Origin of the sequence: Sphingomonas sp. 22R3R2A-7, from assembly GCF_036856055.1 — a bacterium.
GTDB lineage: Bacteria > Pseudomonadota > Alphaproteobacteria > Sphingomonadales > Sphingomonadaceae > Sphingomonas.
In genome coordinates, this window is record NZ_JASPFR010000001.1 from 2465391 (window position 1) to 2480573 (window position 15183).

The 15183-nt window shown below is 67.0% G+C and carries 14 protein-coding genes and 1 pseudogene; 7 read left to right on the forward strand and 8 right to left on the reverse strand.

The genetic code is table 11. From position 1 onward, the window contains the following. Nucleotides 1–101 precede the first annotated feature (101 nt). Entirely contained in the window at nt 102–716 is a 615-nt protein-coding gene (locus QP165_RS11780) for a class I SAM-dependent methyltransferase (protein ID WP_056018462.1), read from the forward strand. 21 nt (nt 717–737) lie between these two features. Here QP165_RS11780 and QP165_RS11785 read toward each other — a convergent pair whose 3' ends face one another. Further along, nucleotides 738–1346 (reverse strand): septal ring lytic transglycosylase RlpA family protein, encoded by a 609-nt coding sequence (locus QP165_RS11785; protein ID WP_056018465.1) that lies wholly within the window; start codon nt 1344–1346, stop codon nt 738–740. Nucleotides 1347–1469: 123 nt separating this feature from the next. Here QP165_RS11785 and QP165_RS11790 point away from each other — a divergent pair, with 123 nt between their 5' ends. Continuing rightward, the gene (locus tag QP165_RS11790) at nt 1470–3452 is read left to right on the forward strand and encodes a putative bifunctional diguanylate cyclase/phosphodiesterase (protein ID WP_333995809.1); all 1983 of its coding nucleotides are present in this window, start codon (nt 1470–1472) and stop codon (nt 3450–3452) included. A 21-nt stretch (nt 3453–3473) separates the two neighbouring features. On the opposite strand, the gene QP165_RS11795 is transcribed toward QP165_RS11790, so the two are convergent. Further along, the gene (locus QP165_RS11795; RefSeq protein WP_333995810.1) at nt 3474–4028 is read right to left on the reverse strand and encodes a crotonase/enoyl-CoA hydratase family protein; all 555 of its coding nucleotides are present in this window, start codon (nt 4026–4028) and stop codon (nt 3474–3476) included. A gap of 563 nt (nt 4029–4591) precedes the next feature. On the opposite strand from QP165_RS11795, the gene QP165_RS11800 reads away from it, so the two are divergent. Then, on the forward strand, nt 4592–5878 hold the full coding sequence (locus QP165_RS11800; RefSeq protein WP_333995811.1) for a hypothetical protein: 1287 nt from the start codon (nt 4592–4594) through the stop codon (nt 5876–5878). 15 nt (nt 5879–5893) lie between these two features. Here the strand turns inward: QP165_RS11800 and QP165_RS11805 are convergent, their stop codons facing one another. The 3 genes from QP165_RS11805 to QP165_RS11815 all read right to left on the reverse strand — a co-directional run bounded on the left by QP165_RS11805 (nt 5894) and on the right by QP165_RS11815 (nt 9514). Next, the gene (locus tag QP165_RS11805; RefSeq protein ID WP_333995812.1) at nt 5894–6919 is read right to left on the reverse strand and encodes a lactonase family protein; all 1026 of its coding nucleotides are present in this window, start codon (nt 6917–6919) and stop codon (nt 5894–5896) included. Further along, nucleotides 6919–7236, reverse strand: coding sequence for a CsbD family protein (locus tag QP165_RS11810; protein WP_333995813.1), 318 nt, complete (start codon nt 7234–7236; stop codon nt 6919–6921). The genes QP165_RS11805 and QP165_RS11810 overlap by 1 nt, the downstream gene beginning before the upstream one ends. Nucleotides 7237–7348: 112 nt before the next feature. Continuing rightward, the gene (locus tag QP165_RS11815; RefSeq protein WP_333995814.1) at nt 7349–9514 is read right to left on the reverse strand and encodes a TonB-dependent siderophore receptor; all 2166 of its coding nucleotides are present in this window, start codon (nt 9512–9514) and stop codon (nt 7349–7351) included. Nucleotides 9515–9635: 121 nt separating this feature from the next. Between QP165_RS11815 and QP165_RS11820 the strand changes: the two genes are divergently transcribed. The 4 genes and pseudogenes from QP165_RS11820 to QP165_RS11835 all read left to right on the forward strand — a co-directional run bounded on the left by QP165_RS11820 (nt 9636) and on the right by QP165_RS11835 (nt 12295). Then, nucleotides 9636–10217, forward strand: coding sequence for a pyridoxamine 5'-phosphate oxidase family protein (locus QP165_RS11820; protein WP_333995815.1), 582 nt, complete (start codon nt 9636–9638; stop codon nt 10215–10217). Between the two features lie 10 nt (nt 10218–10227). Next, complete coding sequence (locus tag QP165_RS11825) at nt 10228–10425, forward strand: putative signal transducing protein (RefSeq protein ID WP_056018481.1); 198 nt, start codon at nt 10228–10230, stop codon at nt 10423–10425. A 156-nt stretch (nt 10426–10581) separates the two neighbouring features. Then, a pseudogene (locus QP165_RS11830) lies at nt 10582–10919 on the forward strand (P-II family nitrogen regulator). An 11-nt stretch (nt 10920–10930) separates the two neighbouring features. After that, complete coding sequence (locus tag QP165_RS11835; protein WP_056019246.1) at nt 10931–12295, forward strand: ammonium transporter; 1365 nt, start codon at nt 10931–10933, stop codon at nt 12293–12295. Between the two features lie 143 nt (nt 12296–12438). Here the strand turns inward: QP165_RS11835 and QP165_RS11840 are convergent, their stop codons facing one another. From QP165_RS11840 to recQ, 3 genes are read right to left on the reverse strand one after another with little or no spacing between them, the layout of a single operon-like run. After that, nucleotides 12439–12849 (reverse strand): hypothetical protein, encoded by a 411-nt coding sequence (locus QP165_RS11840; protein ID WP_333995816.1) that lies wholly within the window; start codon nt 12847–12849, stop codon nt 12439–12441. Continuing rightward, nucleotides 12846–13274, reverse strand: a complete 429-nt coding sequence (locus QP165_RS11845) for a TIGR01244 family sulfur transferase (RefSeq protein WP_056018489.1) — start codon at nt 13272–13274, stop codon at nt 12846–12848. Before QP165_RS11845 ends, QP165_RS11840 begins: the two co-directional genes overlap by 4 nt. Then, nucleotides 13271–15040 (reverse strand): DNA helicase RecQ, encoded by a 1770-nt coding sequence (gene recQ / locus QP165_RS11850; protein WP_333995817.1) that lies wholly within the window; start codon nt 15038–15040, stop codon nt 13271–13273. The genes QP165_RS11845 and recQ overlap by 4 nt, the downstream gene beginning before the upstream one ends. Nucleotides 15041–15183: the final 143 nt, after the last annotated feature.

The window sequence follows — 15183 nt, forward strand, 5'->3', positions numbered from 1 at the left end:
CGCGTGATGCAACCTGCGGGCCTTGAAACGCGTTCGGAAATCGTGCGACGGGAGTGTCAAAGCCTCGCCAGCGCGCGGGACCCCTGATCGTAAGGAACACGATGCCCAGTCCGACCACAGCCGCCCGGCGCGCGCGCACCCGCCCCGCCGGCGTGCCCTCCCCGTGGCAGATGTTCTTCACCGAATTCCTGAAACACCCCGTCATGGTCGGCTCGATCGTGCCATCGTCGGACAAGCTCATCCGCAAGATGCTGGGCCGGGTCGACTGGGACAACACCAAGGTGTTCGTCGAATATGGTCCCGGAGTAGGCACCTTCTGCCGCCCGATCCTCGACCGGATGGCACCCGACGCGACGCTGATCGTGATCGACACCAACCCGGATTTCATCCGCTATCTGCGGCACACGATCACCGACCCGCGCTTCTCCGCGGTGCTCGGCTCGGCGGCTGACGTCGAGAAGATCGTCGCGGATCACGGCTTCGAATCGGCGGACTACGTCCTGTCCGGCCTGCCCTTCTCGACGCTGCCCCCGGGTGTCGGCCCGGCGATCGCGGCCGGGACGCATTCCGTGCTGCGGACCGGCGGCGCGTTTCTCGTCTATCAGTTCAGCCCGAAGGTGAAGGACTTCCTGACCCCGCATTTCACGTCGATCGATCACGACATGGAATGGTGGAACGTGCCGCCTGCCCAGCTTTACTGGGCCTGGAAGAGCTGAGCGACCGCTGCGCTGAACAGTTTACCGCCCCGGCTGCGGCCCGAGCAGCGCGCGCCAGGTGGCGAGCGTCGCGGGATCGACATCGGGGCGTGATGCGGCGGGCTTTCCCTTGCGAAGCCGCGCACTGTCGCGTTCGCTCGGATCGACGCGGCGCACATGCACGGGGATAGTGCCCGAGGCCTCGACGCCCAGGAGTCGCGCGGCGCCGCGCGACAGGTCGATCACACGCGGGGTCGGTCGGGTCTGGGTGAACGGGCCACGGTCGTTGAGACGCACCAGGATCGTCTTGCCGGTATCGAGCGCAGTCACCTCGACATAGCTCGGCAGCGGCAGCACGGTATGCGCACCCGAAATACCGCGCGGTCTGAACTTCTCGCCATTCGCGGTCTGGTTGCCCGACTCCCCGCCATACCAGCTGGCATAGCCGACAACGTCATAGGGACGCAGGTCCGCAGGCGTATAGCGCGTCCCGCGGACCGTGTAGGGGCGGCCGATCCTGACCGTGTCATCACTGACCGGGCGATAGCGTGTCGTGCCACACCCCGCCAATGCGAGCGCGACGAGCAGTATTACCGGGGGAAGCGGTCGATCGCGGCGAAGCGAAGCGATGGGGTCGAACGACGGGGTCATGTCGCCTGCTAGACCAACGGCGCCCCGACCCGAACTCTAAACCGGACCGGATGCGACCGGCCGGGGATCCATAGCGTTTGATTAACACCTTTCCCCTACGGCAATCGATAACTCAAAGGTGTCATGACGCGTTTAATCTCCCGACTGCGCCAGCTACGGCACTCCGACCAGGCGGTTGACGCGAATGTCCGCGCCGTCCTGGTCACGTCGCTCTACGCGTCCCCCAAATCGCTCGTCATCGGTGCGCTGACCAGCAGCTCGATCGCCGCCGTCGTCGCGGTGACGAGCAAGGACGCCTGGCTCGTCGTCTTCGCGATCCTCATCGCAGCGGTCGCCGCGATCCGGATCGTCGGGGTGATCCGCCCATCCGCCTTCTCTCCGCTCAGCCGCACGCCAGTCGATCGCGGTGCGGAGGGCGTTGCCGGGCGCAGCGTGTGGGAGCGGTATTACCGGCTCGGCGCCTATGCATTCTCGACGTTGCTCGGCCTGTTCGGGATGCTGACGCTGATCCGCACCGAGGACGGCGTGCTCCACCTGCTCGCGGTCACCACCGCGATCGGCTATGCCGCGGGGATCGCCGGGCGCAATGCGGGCCGACCCTGGATCGCGCTGGCGCAGCTCTGTCTCGCGTCGCTGCCGCTGCCGCTGGGCCTCATCCTGTCGGGAAACTGGCTGAATGCGGTTCTCGCGATCGTGATCCTGCTGTTCGTGTTCGCGATGATGGACATCACGCTTCAGACGTATGACGCGATCCTGAAGGCGACGCTCGCCGCAAGCGAAAAGACCGCGCTCGCCGAGCATCATGCGGCGTTTGCGCGCCGCGACGATTTGACGGGCGTCGCCAACCGCACCGCGTTCCGCGAGCGTTTCGAGCAGATCCTGCGACTGCGCGACGACACGGGCGGGCTCGTGTCGATTCACTGGATCGATCTCGACCGGTTCAAGGAGATCAACGATTCTGCTCGGCCATCTGGCTGGCAATGCGCTGCTGGTCGGGATCGCGCACCGGCTCGAAACCGCCTTCGCCGTGACGGGGGGATCGTCGCGCGGCTCGGCGGCGACGAGTTCGCGGTCGTCAGCCGCATCGATGCGCAGGACGAGGCGGCGGCGATCGGTGATCGCATCCTCGACCTCATCGCCAAGCCGGTCGCCTATCACGGGCAACATCTTGCCGTCGGCGCGTCGTTGGGCGTCGCGATCGCTCCGACCGACGGTGTCGATGCGGACACGTTGCTCAAGAACGCCGATCTCGCACTGTACCGTGCCAAGGAAGGTGGTCGAGGCACGCTGTGCTTCTACGAACCGGTGATGGACGAAAAGATCGAATATGTCCGTTCGCTCGCGGCCGAGCTCCAGGGGGCACTCGCGCGGGGCGAGTTCCACCTCGCGTTCCAGCCGATCTTCGATCTCGCAACGCATCGCATCCGGTCGTGCGAGACGCTGCTCCGCTGGAACAGCCGGGTGCACGGCAATGTCTCCCCCGCCGAGTTCATCCCCATCGCCGAGCAGAGCGGGCTGATCGTCGAGATCGGCGGCTGGGTGCTGCGCGAAGCCTGTCGCCAGGCGCGGGAATGGCCGTCGTCGGTCCGTGTCGCAGTCAACCTGTCGCCGATCCAGTTGTTGTCGCCGGGCCTGCCGGGGGTGATCATGGGGTCGCTCGGCGCGAGCGGTCTGGCGGCCGACCGGCTCGATCTCGAGGTCACAGAATCGGTCCTGCTCGCGGACATCGATGCGTCGCTCGAGGCCTTGAAGGCGATCAACCGGATGGGCGTCGCGACGACGCTGGATGATTTCGGCACGGGCTATTCGTCGCTGAGCTACCTCACCAAATTCCCGTTCCAGACGCTGAAGATCGACCGCTCGTTCATTGCCGCGCTCGACGACAATCCCGCGTCGATGGCGATCGTGCAGACCGTCGTCGATCTTGCCGCGACCTTGGGGATGCGCACGGTCGCGGAGGGGATCGAGACGCCCGCGCAGCTCGCACAGCTTCGCCGGACGCGGTGCACCGCAGTGCAGGGCTTCCTGCTGGCGCGGCCGATGTCGGCGAGCATGGTCGCAACCCTGCTCGCCGACGACGTACCCAGGATGCGGGCGGTACCCTGATCCCGTGGCGGGCGGTCCGGCTTATTCGGCCGCAGCGGCCAGCAGCCGCGTTTGAGCGGCAACCAGTCGGCGCATCAGCTTCAGGTCGACGTCGCGCAGCCGCAGCGCGGCATCGGCCCATAGATCGACGACCGCCTCAAGTTCGTCGAGCGTCAGCGGATTGACCGCACGCGACGCCTCGTAGATCGCGCAATGGCCGCTATGCCGACGGCGGTTCTGCCGGATATAGTCCTCGACCACCCGGCGACCCTCGCCGGGATCGGCCAGCGCGTGGACGAGGCCGAGATCGTAGAGCTCCTCGGCGCTGTAGCTGCGGCCGCTGAGGATCATCTGCTCCGCGCGCGCGGACCCCAGCCGGCGCGACAGGAAGCAATGCGCCCCCATGCCGGGAAACAGGCCGAACGCCGTCTCGGGAAGCCCGAAATTCGTCCCGCGCTCGGCAACGACGACGTTGAACGAGAGCAGCGCCTCGAACCCGCCGCCCAGCGCGTCGCCCTCGACCAGACCGATGGTGATGATCGGCAGGTCGAGCCCGCGCATGTTCCGGTGCAGGATCTCGCACGCAGGCGCGGCCATACTGCACCAGCGCCTCTCGGTGGCCGCTGCGGATATGCTGCGCGAACAGGTCGAGGTCGCCACCGAAAGAGAAGACGCCGGGGAATGTCGAGCCCAGCACGAGATATTTGATCGGCAGCGCCTTCGACCTGCAGGCGTGGTCGATACCCGCCTGCCACTGCGCAAAATCGGCGAGCAGGCCGGGATTGAAGCTCGGCCGCGCGGTTGGCCGCATATAGGTCCACAGCGTGTCGAGCACCGGGTCGAAGCTGACCTCGAGCTGGTCAAGCGCGAACAGGCCATGGTCGGCGGCGGCGGGCGTGATGTCCTGCGCGACGTCGGGGCTGATGAAATAGCGGGTGGGAAGGACGAGGGTCACAATGGCTTTCCTTTTTACAATCGCAGCAACAGGCTGCGATTCGAGGCTAGGCCAGGACCGGGATATTGTTGCCTGTTATGCGATTTCCCGCGGCGTTGCTTTCGCGCGCAAAGATGTGCTCGCCTCCCGCGGTCGGGTTGGGCTAGGCGATGCGGCGGCCCGACTTCGGTGCTATTTCAATACCGTCGCTGAAGTTGGACCGCGAATGACTCGACTGCGCAAGAGGGCGATCCAGATCGCCACGTTGATCGTCGCCGCGGTCGTCACGCCCGCCCAGGCCGCCGGACCCGGCGTCCATCTGCAATTGCCGGTCGAGGCTGCGATGCAGGATGCGGGCGAATATGCACGCCTGTTCTCCGTCTCGCTCGATGAGGCGATGCACCGGTTGCGCGCGCAGGCCGCGACGATCCCGGCGACGGACGCGCTGCGCACCGAGTTCGCAGACCGGTTTGCCGGGATCGCGGTCGAGCATAGTCCCGGATACCGGATCACCGTGCTGCTGACGGGCAGCGACCCGGTCGCCGACCGATCGGTGATCGCGGGCGGGCTCGTCGTCCCGATCCTGTTCCGCACCGGTGCGGTGGTCACGCGAGACGTGCTGCTCGACCGGATACGCACCCATCAGGCGGATATCCGCGCTGCGCTGCCGCACCCGCCGGGGATCGGCGTCGATCAGCGGACGGGCGAGATGGTGATCATGGTGGCGACGGCGGATCTCGCGCTCGATCGCGACGGCGCGCTGACGACGCGGTTTGCGACGATGACGGGCGTTCCGGTGCGGATCGTCGCAGTCGATGCGTCCGCTGCCGAGATGGCGATGCCCGCGCCTGCGCAGGACGAGGTCACAGCCCCGGTCGCCGCGCCGCTCGATGTGCTGGGCGGGGGCCGCGTGGTCGGGACCGATCCACGCGACGGCAAGCGCTATGTCTGCACCACCGGGTTCGTCGTCAGCAACGGCGGACAGGATGCCGTCGCGACCGCAGCGCATTGCCCCGACGACCTGCGGTACGTCGACCGCGGCCGCGGCGACCGCGCGCTCGGCTATGTCGGTCAATGGGGCTGGGGCTATCAGGACGTCCAGATCAACCGCGTGCCCGACGCGGCCGATCGCGTGCCGCCACTCCCGGCCTTTTATGCCGATACGGCGAAACGCCAGGCGCGGACCGTCGCGACCTGGCGCAACCGGACAAGCACGCGTGCAGGCGACTTCGTCTGTCACCGCGGCGAGCGCACCGGCTATAGCTGTGCGCCGGTGGCGATGGTCGATTTCGCGCCCGCGGGTGATCTGTGCGGGGGCGCCTGCCTGCCGACCTGGGTCGCGGTCGAGGGGCCGACCTGCAAATCGGGCGATAGCGGCGCACCGGTGTTCGAGGGGCAGGTCGCGCTCGGCCTCGTCAAGGGCGGCACCTACCGTCCCGATGGCAGCTGCCTCTTTTATTATTACATGTCGACCGACTACCTGCCGCCGGGCTGGACGCTCGCCTATCGATGAGCCGGGCCGCTCCGGTCAGGCGCGCAGCACGAACGCCGCCCCGGGAACCGCGACCCGCGCGACGCTTCGCCCGAGCATCCCGTTCGGCGCGATCGGCAACACCGTGACGCATTCGTCCTTCTCGTTCGCGACGATCAGGCAGGCCTCGTCCTCGAGCAGCAGGAAGTGGCGGGGATAGGCCGCGCCGGTGGGCGCATGCTGGATCAGGCGCGGCGTCCCTGCGTCGTCGAGCGCGAATACCGCGATACTGTCATGCCCGCGATTCGAGACATAGAGCCGGTCGCCCGCGGCGTTGATCGCAAGGTGCGCGACGATGCTCGGACCGCCAAACCCCGCGGGCAACGTTGACAGCGTCTCGATCGCGGTGAATGCGCCGTCCCCGCCCGAGAGCAGCATCAGCGTGTTCGCCAGTTCGCATGCGAGATAGGCGATATCGCGCCTGCGCGGATGCAGAAGAAGGTGACGTGGTCCCGAACCGGGTGGTGCCTTGAACGCCGTTCTCAAGACCTCTCCGCCCGTTGCGGTCATCGCGACGGCATGGATCGCATCGCCGCCCAGATCGACCGCGTACAGCCAGCGATCGGCGGCGTCGAACCCGACCCAATGGGCGTGCGGGCCGGTCTGCCGTGTCCGGTCGGGACCCGACCCCGTCGCGGCGAAGACCTGCCCGGGGGCGACTGGAATGCCATCGTGATCGAGCAGGAACAGCGTGACGCTGCCACTCGCATAATTGGCGACGGCGAGGCGCGTCTGGTCGCTGCTCAGGGCGAGGTGGCAGGGGGCATCGCCACGCACCGCAACCCGCGCCAACCGGGTCCAGCCACTGCTAGCTTTGCGGTAGATGCCGACCGCGCCATCGTCGCGTTCGTCGACGAGATACTGAAGATCGTGCAACGGCGAATAGACGCCGAACGAGGCGCTGAGCGCCTGGGTATAGGGTTCGCCGGAGGACCATTGCCCACCGTCATGCCGCAGCGGATACAGTCCACCGCGATGGGTACCGATCCAGAAGTCGGCAGGTCGTCCCTCAGAAACAGACACTAGCGCGGGAACAGCGGGGCCGCGCGGACGCGGCCCCGGTCGATCACTTCGCCGCGCAGCGTGTTGAGCAGCGCGATCCCGACGACGCCGACCAGTGCGGCGGTCGCGAACGGACGATCCTTGGCGAACGCGCGTGCCTTGTCGGCGAGCGGTGCGACCGTATCGGTCGCGGTGCCGATCGCCTTGTTGGCGGTCCCTGCGATCTGGTCGGCGACGCCGCCGGCCTGCAGCGAGCTGTCGCCCGTCGCGTTGCCCGCAGCCTGCTTCACCGAACCGAGCAGATCCTGGCCTTCACCCTTCAACGTCGTCGTGTTCATGCTGATCTCCTATGAATGACGGCATCCGGAACGGACGCACTCGGGTCGCAGAACGGTCGACGCGGCAAAGGGTGCCGTGGAATCGCGCATTAAAACGATCGCGACGCGGCGATCACCAGCGATAGCCGATCGTTGCCTGCACCGTGCGGCGGTTGCCGTACCAGCACCACGCGTAGTTGGTGAAACAGCTCGTCAGATATTTCTTGTCGAACAGGTTGGTCGCGTTGACGCCGAGATCGACATTGGCGAGCCGCGGGCTGAGCTTGCCCAGATCATAGCGGATGAGCGCGTCGAACACCGTATAGGCGGGGGTATAGCGTGCGACGCCGTCCGCGTAGAAGTCCGCATAGGTCTTGTCGACGTGCCGGACCGCGCCGCCGATCGCAAAGCCCGAGGCGGGGCCTTCGGTCGGCGCCCATTCGAGGTTTGCCGAGATCCCGCCGCGCCCGACGGTTGCCAGCGGCAGGCCGATATTGGCGGCGACGACGTCCTCGACCTTCTTCACGCGCTGGCGGCTATAGGCGAGCTTGGCGTTGAAGCCGTAGGGCAGGGGCGCGCTCGCCTCGACCTCGATGCCCTGCGACCGCACCTTGCCGACCTGGTCGGAGGTGAAATCGGGATAGGACACGACGACGTTGGTCTGCTCGATCCGGAACCACGCCGCGGTGACGAGGATCGGCGTGCCCGCGGGCTGGTATTTGGCGCCGACCTCGACCTGCTTGCCGAGCGACGGCTGGGCGAGGCCGCCGTCGCGCAACCGTGCATTCTGCGGCTCGAACGACGTCGAATAGCTCGCATAGGGCGCAAGACCGAACGGCAGCAGGTACAGCGCGCCCGCACGCCAGGTGAACTTGTCGTCCTTCTGCACCTGGCCATTGCGTGCCTGGCGTGCCCAGTCCTGCCGCCCGCTGAGCGTCACGCGCAAGCCGCCGACCGCAATCTGGTCCTGCGCATAGACGCCCTGCTGCCGCTGGCGGACATTGGCGGAGTTGATGCCGAAGGACGCCGGAACCTCGAAGGGCGTCTGGGGCGTCGGCATCGTCCCATAGACGGGGTTGAACACGTCGATCGGCGTCGCACCGCCAAACGCCGACAGTCCCGCCGAATGCGCGACCTGCCGATCGACCCCGAACAGCAGCTGATGCGTCAGCGGCCCCGTCACGAGCTTGCCCGTCAGCTGATTGTCGAACGTCCAGTTGTTGAGCTGTTCGCGCGTCGAATAGGATGATCGGCTGTAGACGGTCGGTGCCGCGGCGGTCGGATCGAGCGCGGGCCCACTGGTATAGACCAGCCCCATCCGGCTCTTCACATATTGATAGCGCCCCGACGAGCGCAGCGCCCAGCCGCTGCCGAAATCATGGTTGAAGATATAGGTCAGCGCCGCCTGTTCGCGCCGGAAGAAGTCGCCCGGCTCGCCGCCATAGAATTTGGTCGAGATCTTGCCCGCCGGATTGTCGATCAGCGTGCCGAGCGTCGGGAACACGCCGTAATTGCCGTTGAACGGATCGTGCGAATAGGCGCCGAGCAGCGTGAAGCTCGTGCTGCTGCCAGCACCCGCGGTGACGGCGGCGGACACCGTCTGGCGCTCGCGCTTGCCCTGGCCCTGCGTCTGCTGGTCGTCCGCGCCGTTTGCGCTGCCATAGATGCGCCACAGCACGCCGTCGCCCGCACGCCCGCCGATATCGGCGTCGACGCGGTAGAGGTCGTAGCTGCCATAGGTCCCGCTGACCGCACCATAGGAGGCACGGTCGAGCGGCAGCTTGCTGACCTCTGCGACCAGCCCGCCCGGGCTCGACTGGCCATAGAGCACGGAGGCGGGGCCCTTGATGATCTCGACGCGGTCGAGCCGCGAGACGTCGACCTGCGGCACCGCATAGCCGGTCGCGCTACCGAACTGGCGCAGTCCGTCGAGATAGATCGGTGCGTCGAACCCGCGCAGCTTGAACTGGTCGTAGACCTCGGCCGATGCGCCGCGCGTCTCGGGCGTGACACCCGCCACGAACCGCAGCGCCTGGTTGAGATTTTGCAGGCCGAGCCCGGCAATGTCGGCGGCGCTGATGACGCTGATCGACTGCGGTGTCTCGACGATCGACGTCGCGCTCTTGGTACCCGACGACGCGACGGTGTTGGGCTTTTCACCCGTGACGACGATCACGCCCGAATCCTCGGTGCCGTTCCGCGCCTGCGTGTCGTCGGGCACGGGATCCGCTGCAAACGCCGGAGTTGCGGACAGAATGGACCCCGCGAGAAGAGCACGGAAAAGACGACGATCGAGCATGGTGAACCCCTTTGGCCGCCCGCTACGACTATCGCGACTGACTTGCAATAGCGATCAGGCACGTCGTGTTTGTGCGGCACAAGACCCTCGCTTCCGGCGGCGGCGCTGATAGACTGGCCCGATGGACTTCTTCCCCGAGCTTTCCGCCGATCACCGCGCGTTTGTCGAGCGCCAGCCCGTCTTCTTCGTCGCGACCGCCGCAGAGGGCGCGCGGATCAATCTCAGTCCGAAGGGGATGGACAGCTTTCGCGTGCTCGACGCGACCACGGTCGCGTATCTCGACGTCGGCGGGTCGGGGAACGAGACCAACGCGCATCTCGCGGCGGACGGGCGGATCACCATCATGTTCTGCGCGTTCGACCGGCCAGCCCTGATCTTTCGGATCTATGGTCATGGGCGCGCCGTCCTGCCGCAGGATCCCGACTGGGACGAGCTGTACGCCCGGTTCGCACCGCTTCCCGGCACGCGCCAGATCTTCGTCATCGCGGTCGATCAGGTGCAGACGAGCTGTGGCTGGGGCGTGCCGTTCATGGCGCTCGAACGGGAGCGGCCGACACTGTCCAAATACCACGCGGGCCAAAGCGATGCGGAGCGCCTCGCCGAATGGGCCGAGCATCCGGTCAGCATCGACGGGTTGCCGACCCGCGTTCCGACGGTCGCTCCGGCGATGACGCGCGCCGACACCGCCGGTTCCGCGTCATGAGCACGTCTGCTTGAGCCTCGTCGAGCTTGGCCGCTACAGCCGCAACGAGGCGCTGATCATCGTCGGTCGCCTCGAGAGCGAAGGCATACCCGCCATCGCGTTCGACGGTGACATGTCGATCGGCGACGGCAGCTATCTGCTGATCCCCGTCCGCGTGATGATCGACGAGGATGACCTGCCGGAGGCGCGCGCGATCATTCCGGACTAGCCAGGCTGCTGCGTAAATTTCGGGCAGCGCGATCGTAGTGCACAATTTCTGTCATGAATTCGCCCCGTCCCCGACGCGGGCCGCGTCATGCCCCCTGATGTTTTCATTTGGCACGATCGTTGCGGAAGCAATTTCGTAACAAGGGGAAGGGGCGCGATGAAACTCGTCATTGCCATCATCAAGCCGTTCAAGCTCGACGAGGTGCGCGAAGCGCTCACCACGCTCGGCGTGGCGGGCATGACGGTCACCGAGGTCAAGGGGTTCGGCCGTCAGAAGGGCCAGACCGAGATTTACCGGGGGCCGAATACAGCACCAACATGGTGCCCAAGATCAAGATCGAGGTCGTCTGCGCGACCAGCTTGGCCGATCGCGTCGTCGAGGCGATCCAGGCATCCGCCAACACGGGGGCGATCGGTGACGGCAAGATCTTCGTGCTCGACGTCGGGCAGGCGGTGCGCATCCGCACCGGCGAAACCGACGATTCGGCGCTCTGAGGGGGTAGATGATGAAGCATGCACATAAGACTGCCGCCGCGGCGGTACTCGGGTTCGGAGCGACGCTGGTCGCCGCCGTCCCCGCCTGGGCACAAGAGGTCGCCGCACCCGTAGCAGCGCCCGTCGTCGCCACCGTCAACAAGGGCGATACCGCCTGGATGATGACGTCGACCGTGCTCGTCCTGATGATGATCCTACCGGGGCTCGCGCTGTTCTATGGCGGCCTGACCCGGTCGAAGAACATGCTGTCGACGATGACGCAGATCGGCGCCGTCGCGGCGCTCGCGATGCTGATCTGGGTGATGTGGGGCTATACGCTCGCATTCGGTCCCGACGTCACGGACCCCTTCCTCAGCAACTTCATCGGCAGCCTCGACAAGGCGTTCCTGAAGGGCATCACGCCCGCGTCGCAGTCGGCGACGTTCACCGCGGGCGTCGAGATCCCCGAATATGTCTTTGTCTGCTTCCAGATGACGTTCGCGGCGATTACCGTCGCGCTCGTGCTGGGCTCGGTCGTCGAGCGGATGAAGTTCTCGGCGGTGATGGTGTTCGGCCTCGTCTGGCTGACGATCGTCTATTTCCCGATCGCGCACATGGTATGGGCGGCGTCGGGCTATTTCTTCAAGGCCGGCGCGCTGGACTTTGCGGGCGGCACCGTCGTGCACATCAATGCCGGTGTCTCGGCGCTGGTCGCCGCGCTGATCCTCGGCAAGCGGATCGGCTATCCCAAGGAGCCGATGGCGCCGCATTCGCTCGTGATGACGGGTATCGGCACCGGGCTGCTGTGGGTCGGCTGGTTCGGCTTCAACGCGGGTTCGGCACTCGAGGCGAACGGGTCGGCGGCGCTGGCGATGATCAACACGTTCGTCGCGACCGCGTCGGCGGCACTGTTCTGGATGCTCGCCGAGAAGCTCTCGGGTCACAAGGGATCCGCGCTCGGCTTCTGCTCGGGCATCGTCGCCGGCCTCGTCGCGGTGACCCCGGCGGCGGGCAATTCCGGTCCGTTCGGTGCGATCATCCTCGGCGCGGTCGCGTCGCTGATCTGCTTCATGGCGGTCTCGAAGCTCAAGCCGCTGCTCGGCTATGACGACTCGCTCGACGCGTTCGGCATTCACGGCATCGGCGGCATGATCGGCGCAATCGGCACCGCGGTGGTCTATGCGCCGTCGCTCGGTGGCCCGGGCGCTGCGGATTACGTCATCGGCGCCAAGCTGCTGGTCCAGCTCCAGGCCGTTCTCGTGACGATCATCTGGGCGTCGATCGGCACGGCGATCGCGATCTACATCGCCAAGGCGGTCACCGGACTGCGCGTCTCGCCCGAAGTCGAGGTCGAAGGTCTCGACATCGGCGAACATGGCGAGCGCGCCTACAACTGACATCAGATCGGTAGCGGGCCGGTCGAGCCTGCACCCACGACGTTCCTCCTGCGGACAACCTTGGCCCGGTGCGTATCACGCACCGGGTCTTTTATGCAGGCGTGTCGAAATGCAGTGCGGCCCTGTCCACGCGCATCAAGCTGCTAGACGCGCACGCTCGGTGCGAGCCGGCGGATGTCGAGAACGTCCACCCGCGCCAGCATGACCGCGCCGATCGCGCGGTCCCCCGTCTCGACCAGGATGCCTTCCTGCGTCGCGCGGACCGTGCGCCAGGTGACTTCGCGCACCGCGATCCGCTTGCCGATCCGCTTGACCGCCGCGACACGTCCGTCATCGGCGATCGCGAGCGCGCCCAGCCCGTCGGCGCCGACGACCGCCCCCGCGACCGCAAAGTCGCGCAGCTGCGCGTGCGCCGCATCGGCGGCTTCCTCGGCGGTCTCGATCCGGTTCACGCGTCGCCGTCGTGCGATCGCCCAGCCGCCGCCGGCGGCGATGACCAGCGCCGCGCTCACCGCGCCCCCGATCAGATAGGGGGCGATCGCGATCGGGATCATCGCGGCCCTGCGAGCGCGTCCAGCGTGGGGCGGATGCCGCGCAGGTCATAGCCCGCGTCCTCGGCCTGCGCGAGCAGCAGATTGGGGTTGCGCCCCGCCTTCGCGGCCGCGAGCGCCCATAGATTGCAGCTGCGCGTGCCCGACCGGCAATAGGCGAGCACGGGGCCGTCCGCCTCGGTCAGCGCCTGCGTCATCGCGTCGATCTGCGGGTGCGAGAACCCCGCATGCGTCACTGGAATCGCGACGTATTTCAGCCCCGCCGCCTCGGCCGCGACGCGGATCGCGTCGCCCGAAGGCTGACCCGCATCCTCGTCGTCGGGGCGGTTGTTGACGATCGTCTTGAAGCCCGCGGCGGCGATGTCCGCGACCTGTTCGACCGCGATCTGCGGTGCGACCGAAATGCTCTCGTTGATATGCCGGATCATGCGGACTCGCGGATAACTGCCAGAAAGGCATCTCCATAGGCGTCGAGTTTGCGCGCGCCAATGCCCGACAGCACGGCAAGCGCCGCACGCGATGCGGGCCGCTGCGCCGCCATGTCACGCAGCACCGAATCGTGGAAGATCACATACGGCGGAACGCCCGCCTCCTTCGCCAGATCGCGGCGGCGGATGCGCAAGGCCTCGAAGAGCGGATCGTCGACAGGGTTGGGCACCGCGCCCGCCGCCGCCTTGCGCCGCCGCTCGCGCTTGGGCGGCACGATCACCGACAATGCGGCCTCGCCCTTCAGTATAGCCTTCGCCGCCGGTCCGAATTCGAGACCGCCATGCGGATTGGTGCGCAGCGCATCCTTCAGCATCAGCGCACGCGACACGGGCTTCAGCAACGCCACCTCGTCGCCGTCGACGATCCCGTACACCGACAGCGCCTCATGCCCGTTCATCAGGCTGCGCTCGCTCGAAACACCCGTCAGGATGCCCTCGATATAGCCGACGCCGAACATCTGCCCCGTGCGGAACACCGCCGAGAGGAATTTCCGCGCGGTCTCGGTCGCATCCACCGCATCGACATTGCCGAGGCAATTGTCGCAATTGCCGCAATCCTCGAGCCGCTCCTCGCCAAAATGCTTGAGCAGGATGCGGCGCCGGCACCCCGCGGTCTCGACCAGCCCGCCCATCGCGGTCAGCCGCTGGCGTTCGCCCGCCTGCCGCTCGGGCTCGACCTCGCCGATCCGCTGGCGTGCGCGCGCGAAATCTTCCGCGCCCCAGAACAGGTGCGCGATCGCCGGGTCGCCGTCACGGCCTGCGCGCCCCGTCTCCTGGTAATAGGCCTCGATCGATTTCGGCAGCCCGGCATGCGCGACGAACCGGACGTCGGGCTTGTCGATCCCCATCCCGAACGCGACGGTCGCACAGATCACCATGTCCTCGCTCGCGACGAAATCCGCCTGGTTCTTCGCGCGCACCTGCGGATCGAGCCCGGCATGATAGGCGCGCGTCGGGCGGCCGCTGCGCCCGAGCGCCTCCGCGAGCTTCTCGGTCGCCGCACGCGTCTGCGCATAGACGATCCCCGGCCCCGGGATCTTCTCGAGGATATCCGCGATCTGCCGGTTGACGTTGTCGCGCGCCGAAATCGCATAGCGGATGTTCGGCCGGTCGAACCCCGACACGATCAGTCCTTCGCGCGAGATCCCGAGCTGTTCGAGGATATCCGCGCGCGTGTGCGCGTCGGCGGTCGCGGTCAGCGCGAGCCGCGGCACGTCCGGAAAACTGTCGAGCAGCGGCTGCAGCAACCGGTAGTCGGGCCGGAAGTCATGCCCCCATTCGCTGACGCAGTGTGCCTCGTCGATCGCGAACAGCGACAGCTTCGCCTGGCCGAGCAGGTTGCGGAAACTCTCGTTCGAGGCCCGCTCCGGCGCGACGTACAGCAGGTCGAGATCGCCCGCGCGGAACCGCGCGATCGTCTCCTCGCGATTGGTGTCGACCGAGGTCAACGTCGCCGCCTTGATCCCCACCGCGGTCGCGGCGCGCAACTGGTCGTGCATCAGCGCGATCAGCGGCGACACGACGACGCACGTCCCCTCGAGCATCGTCGCCGGCAGCTGGTAGCAGAGCGACTTGCCCGCACCCGTCGGCATCACCGCCAGCGTCCGCTGCCCCGCAAGCACGCGGTCGACGACATCGCGCTGCACGCCACGAAAATCAGGAAAGCCGAAGATGCGCTGGAGATCGGGGAGGGGGTCGAGTGCCATTGCCGTCTAGGTAGCGATCCCCGCAGCGATGTCGAGGAGAGCGCGGGTCTTATCGCGACGTAGCATCGGGGCTTGGCATCTCGATCATATGGAATGGCCTCTGCCGTGGAGGCGCAAACCCAGTCGAGGCACTCAGCATATTT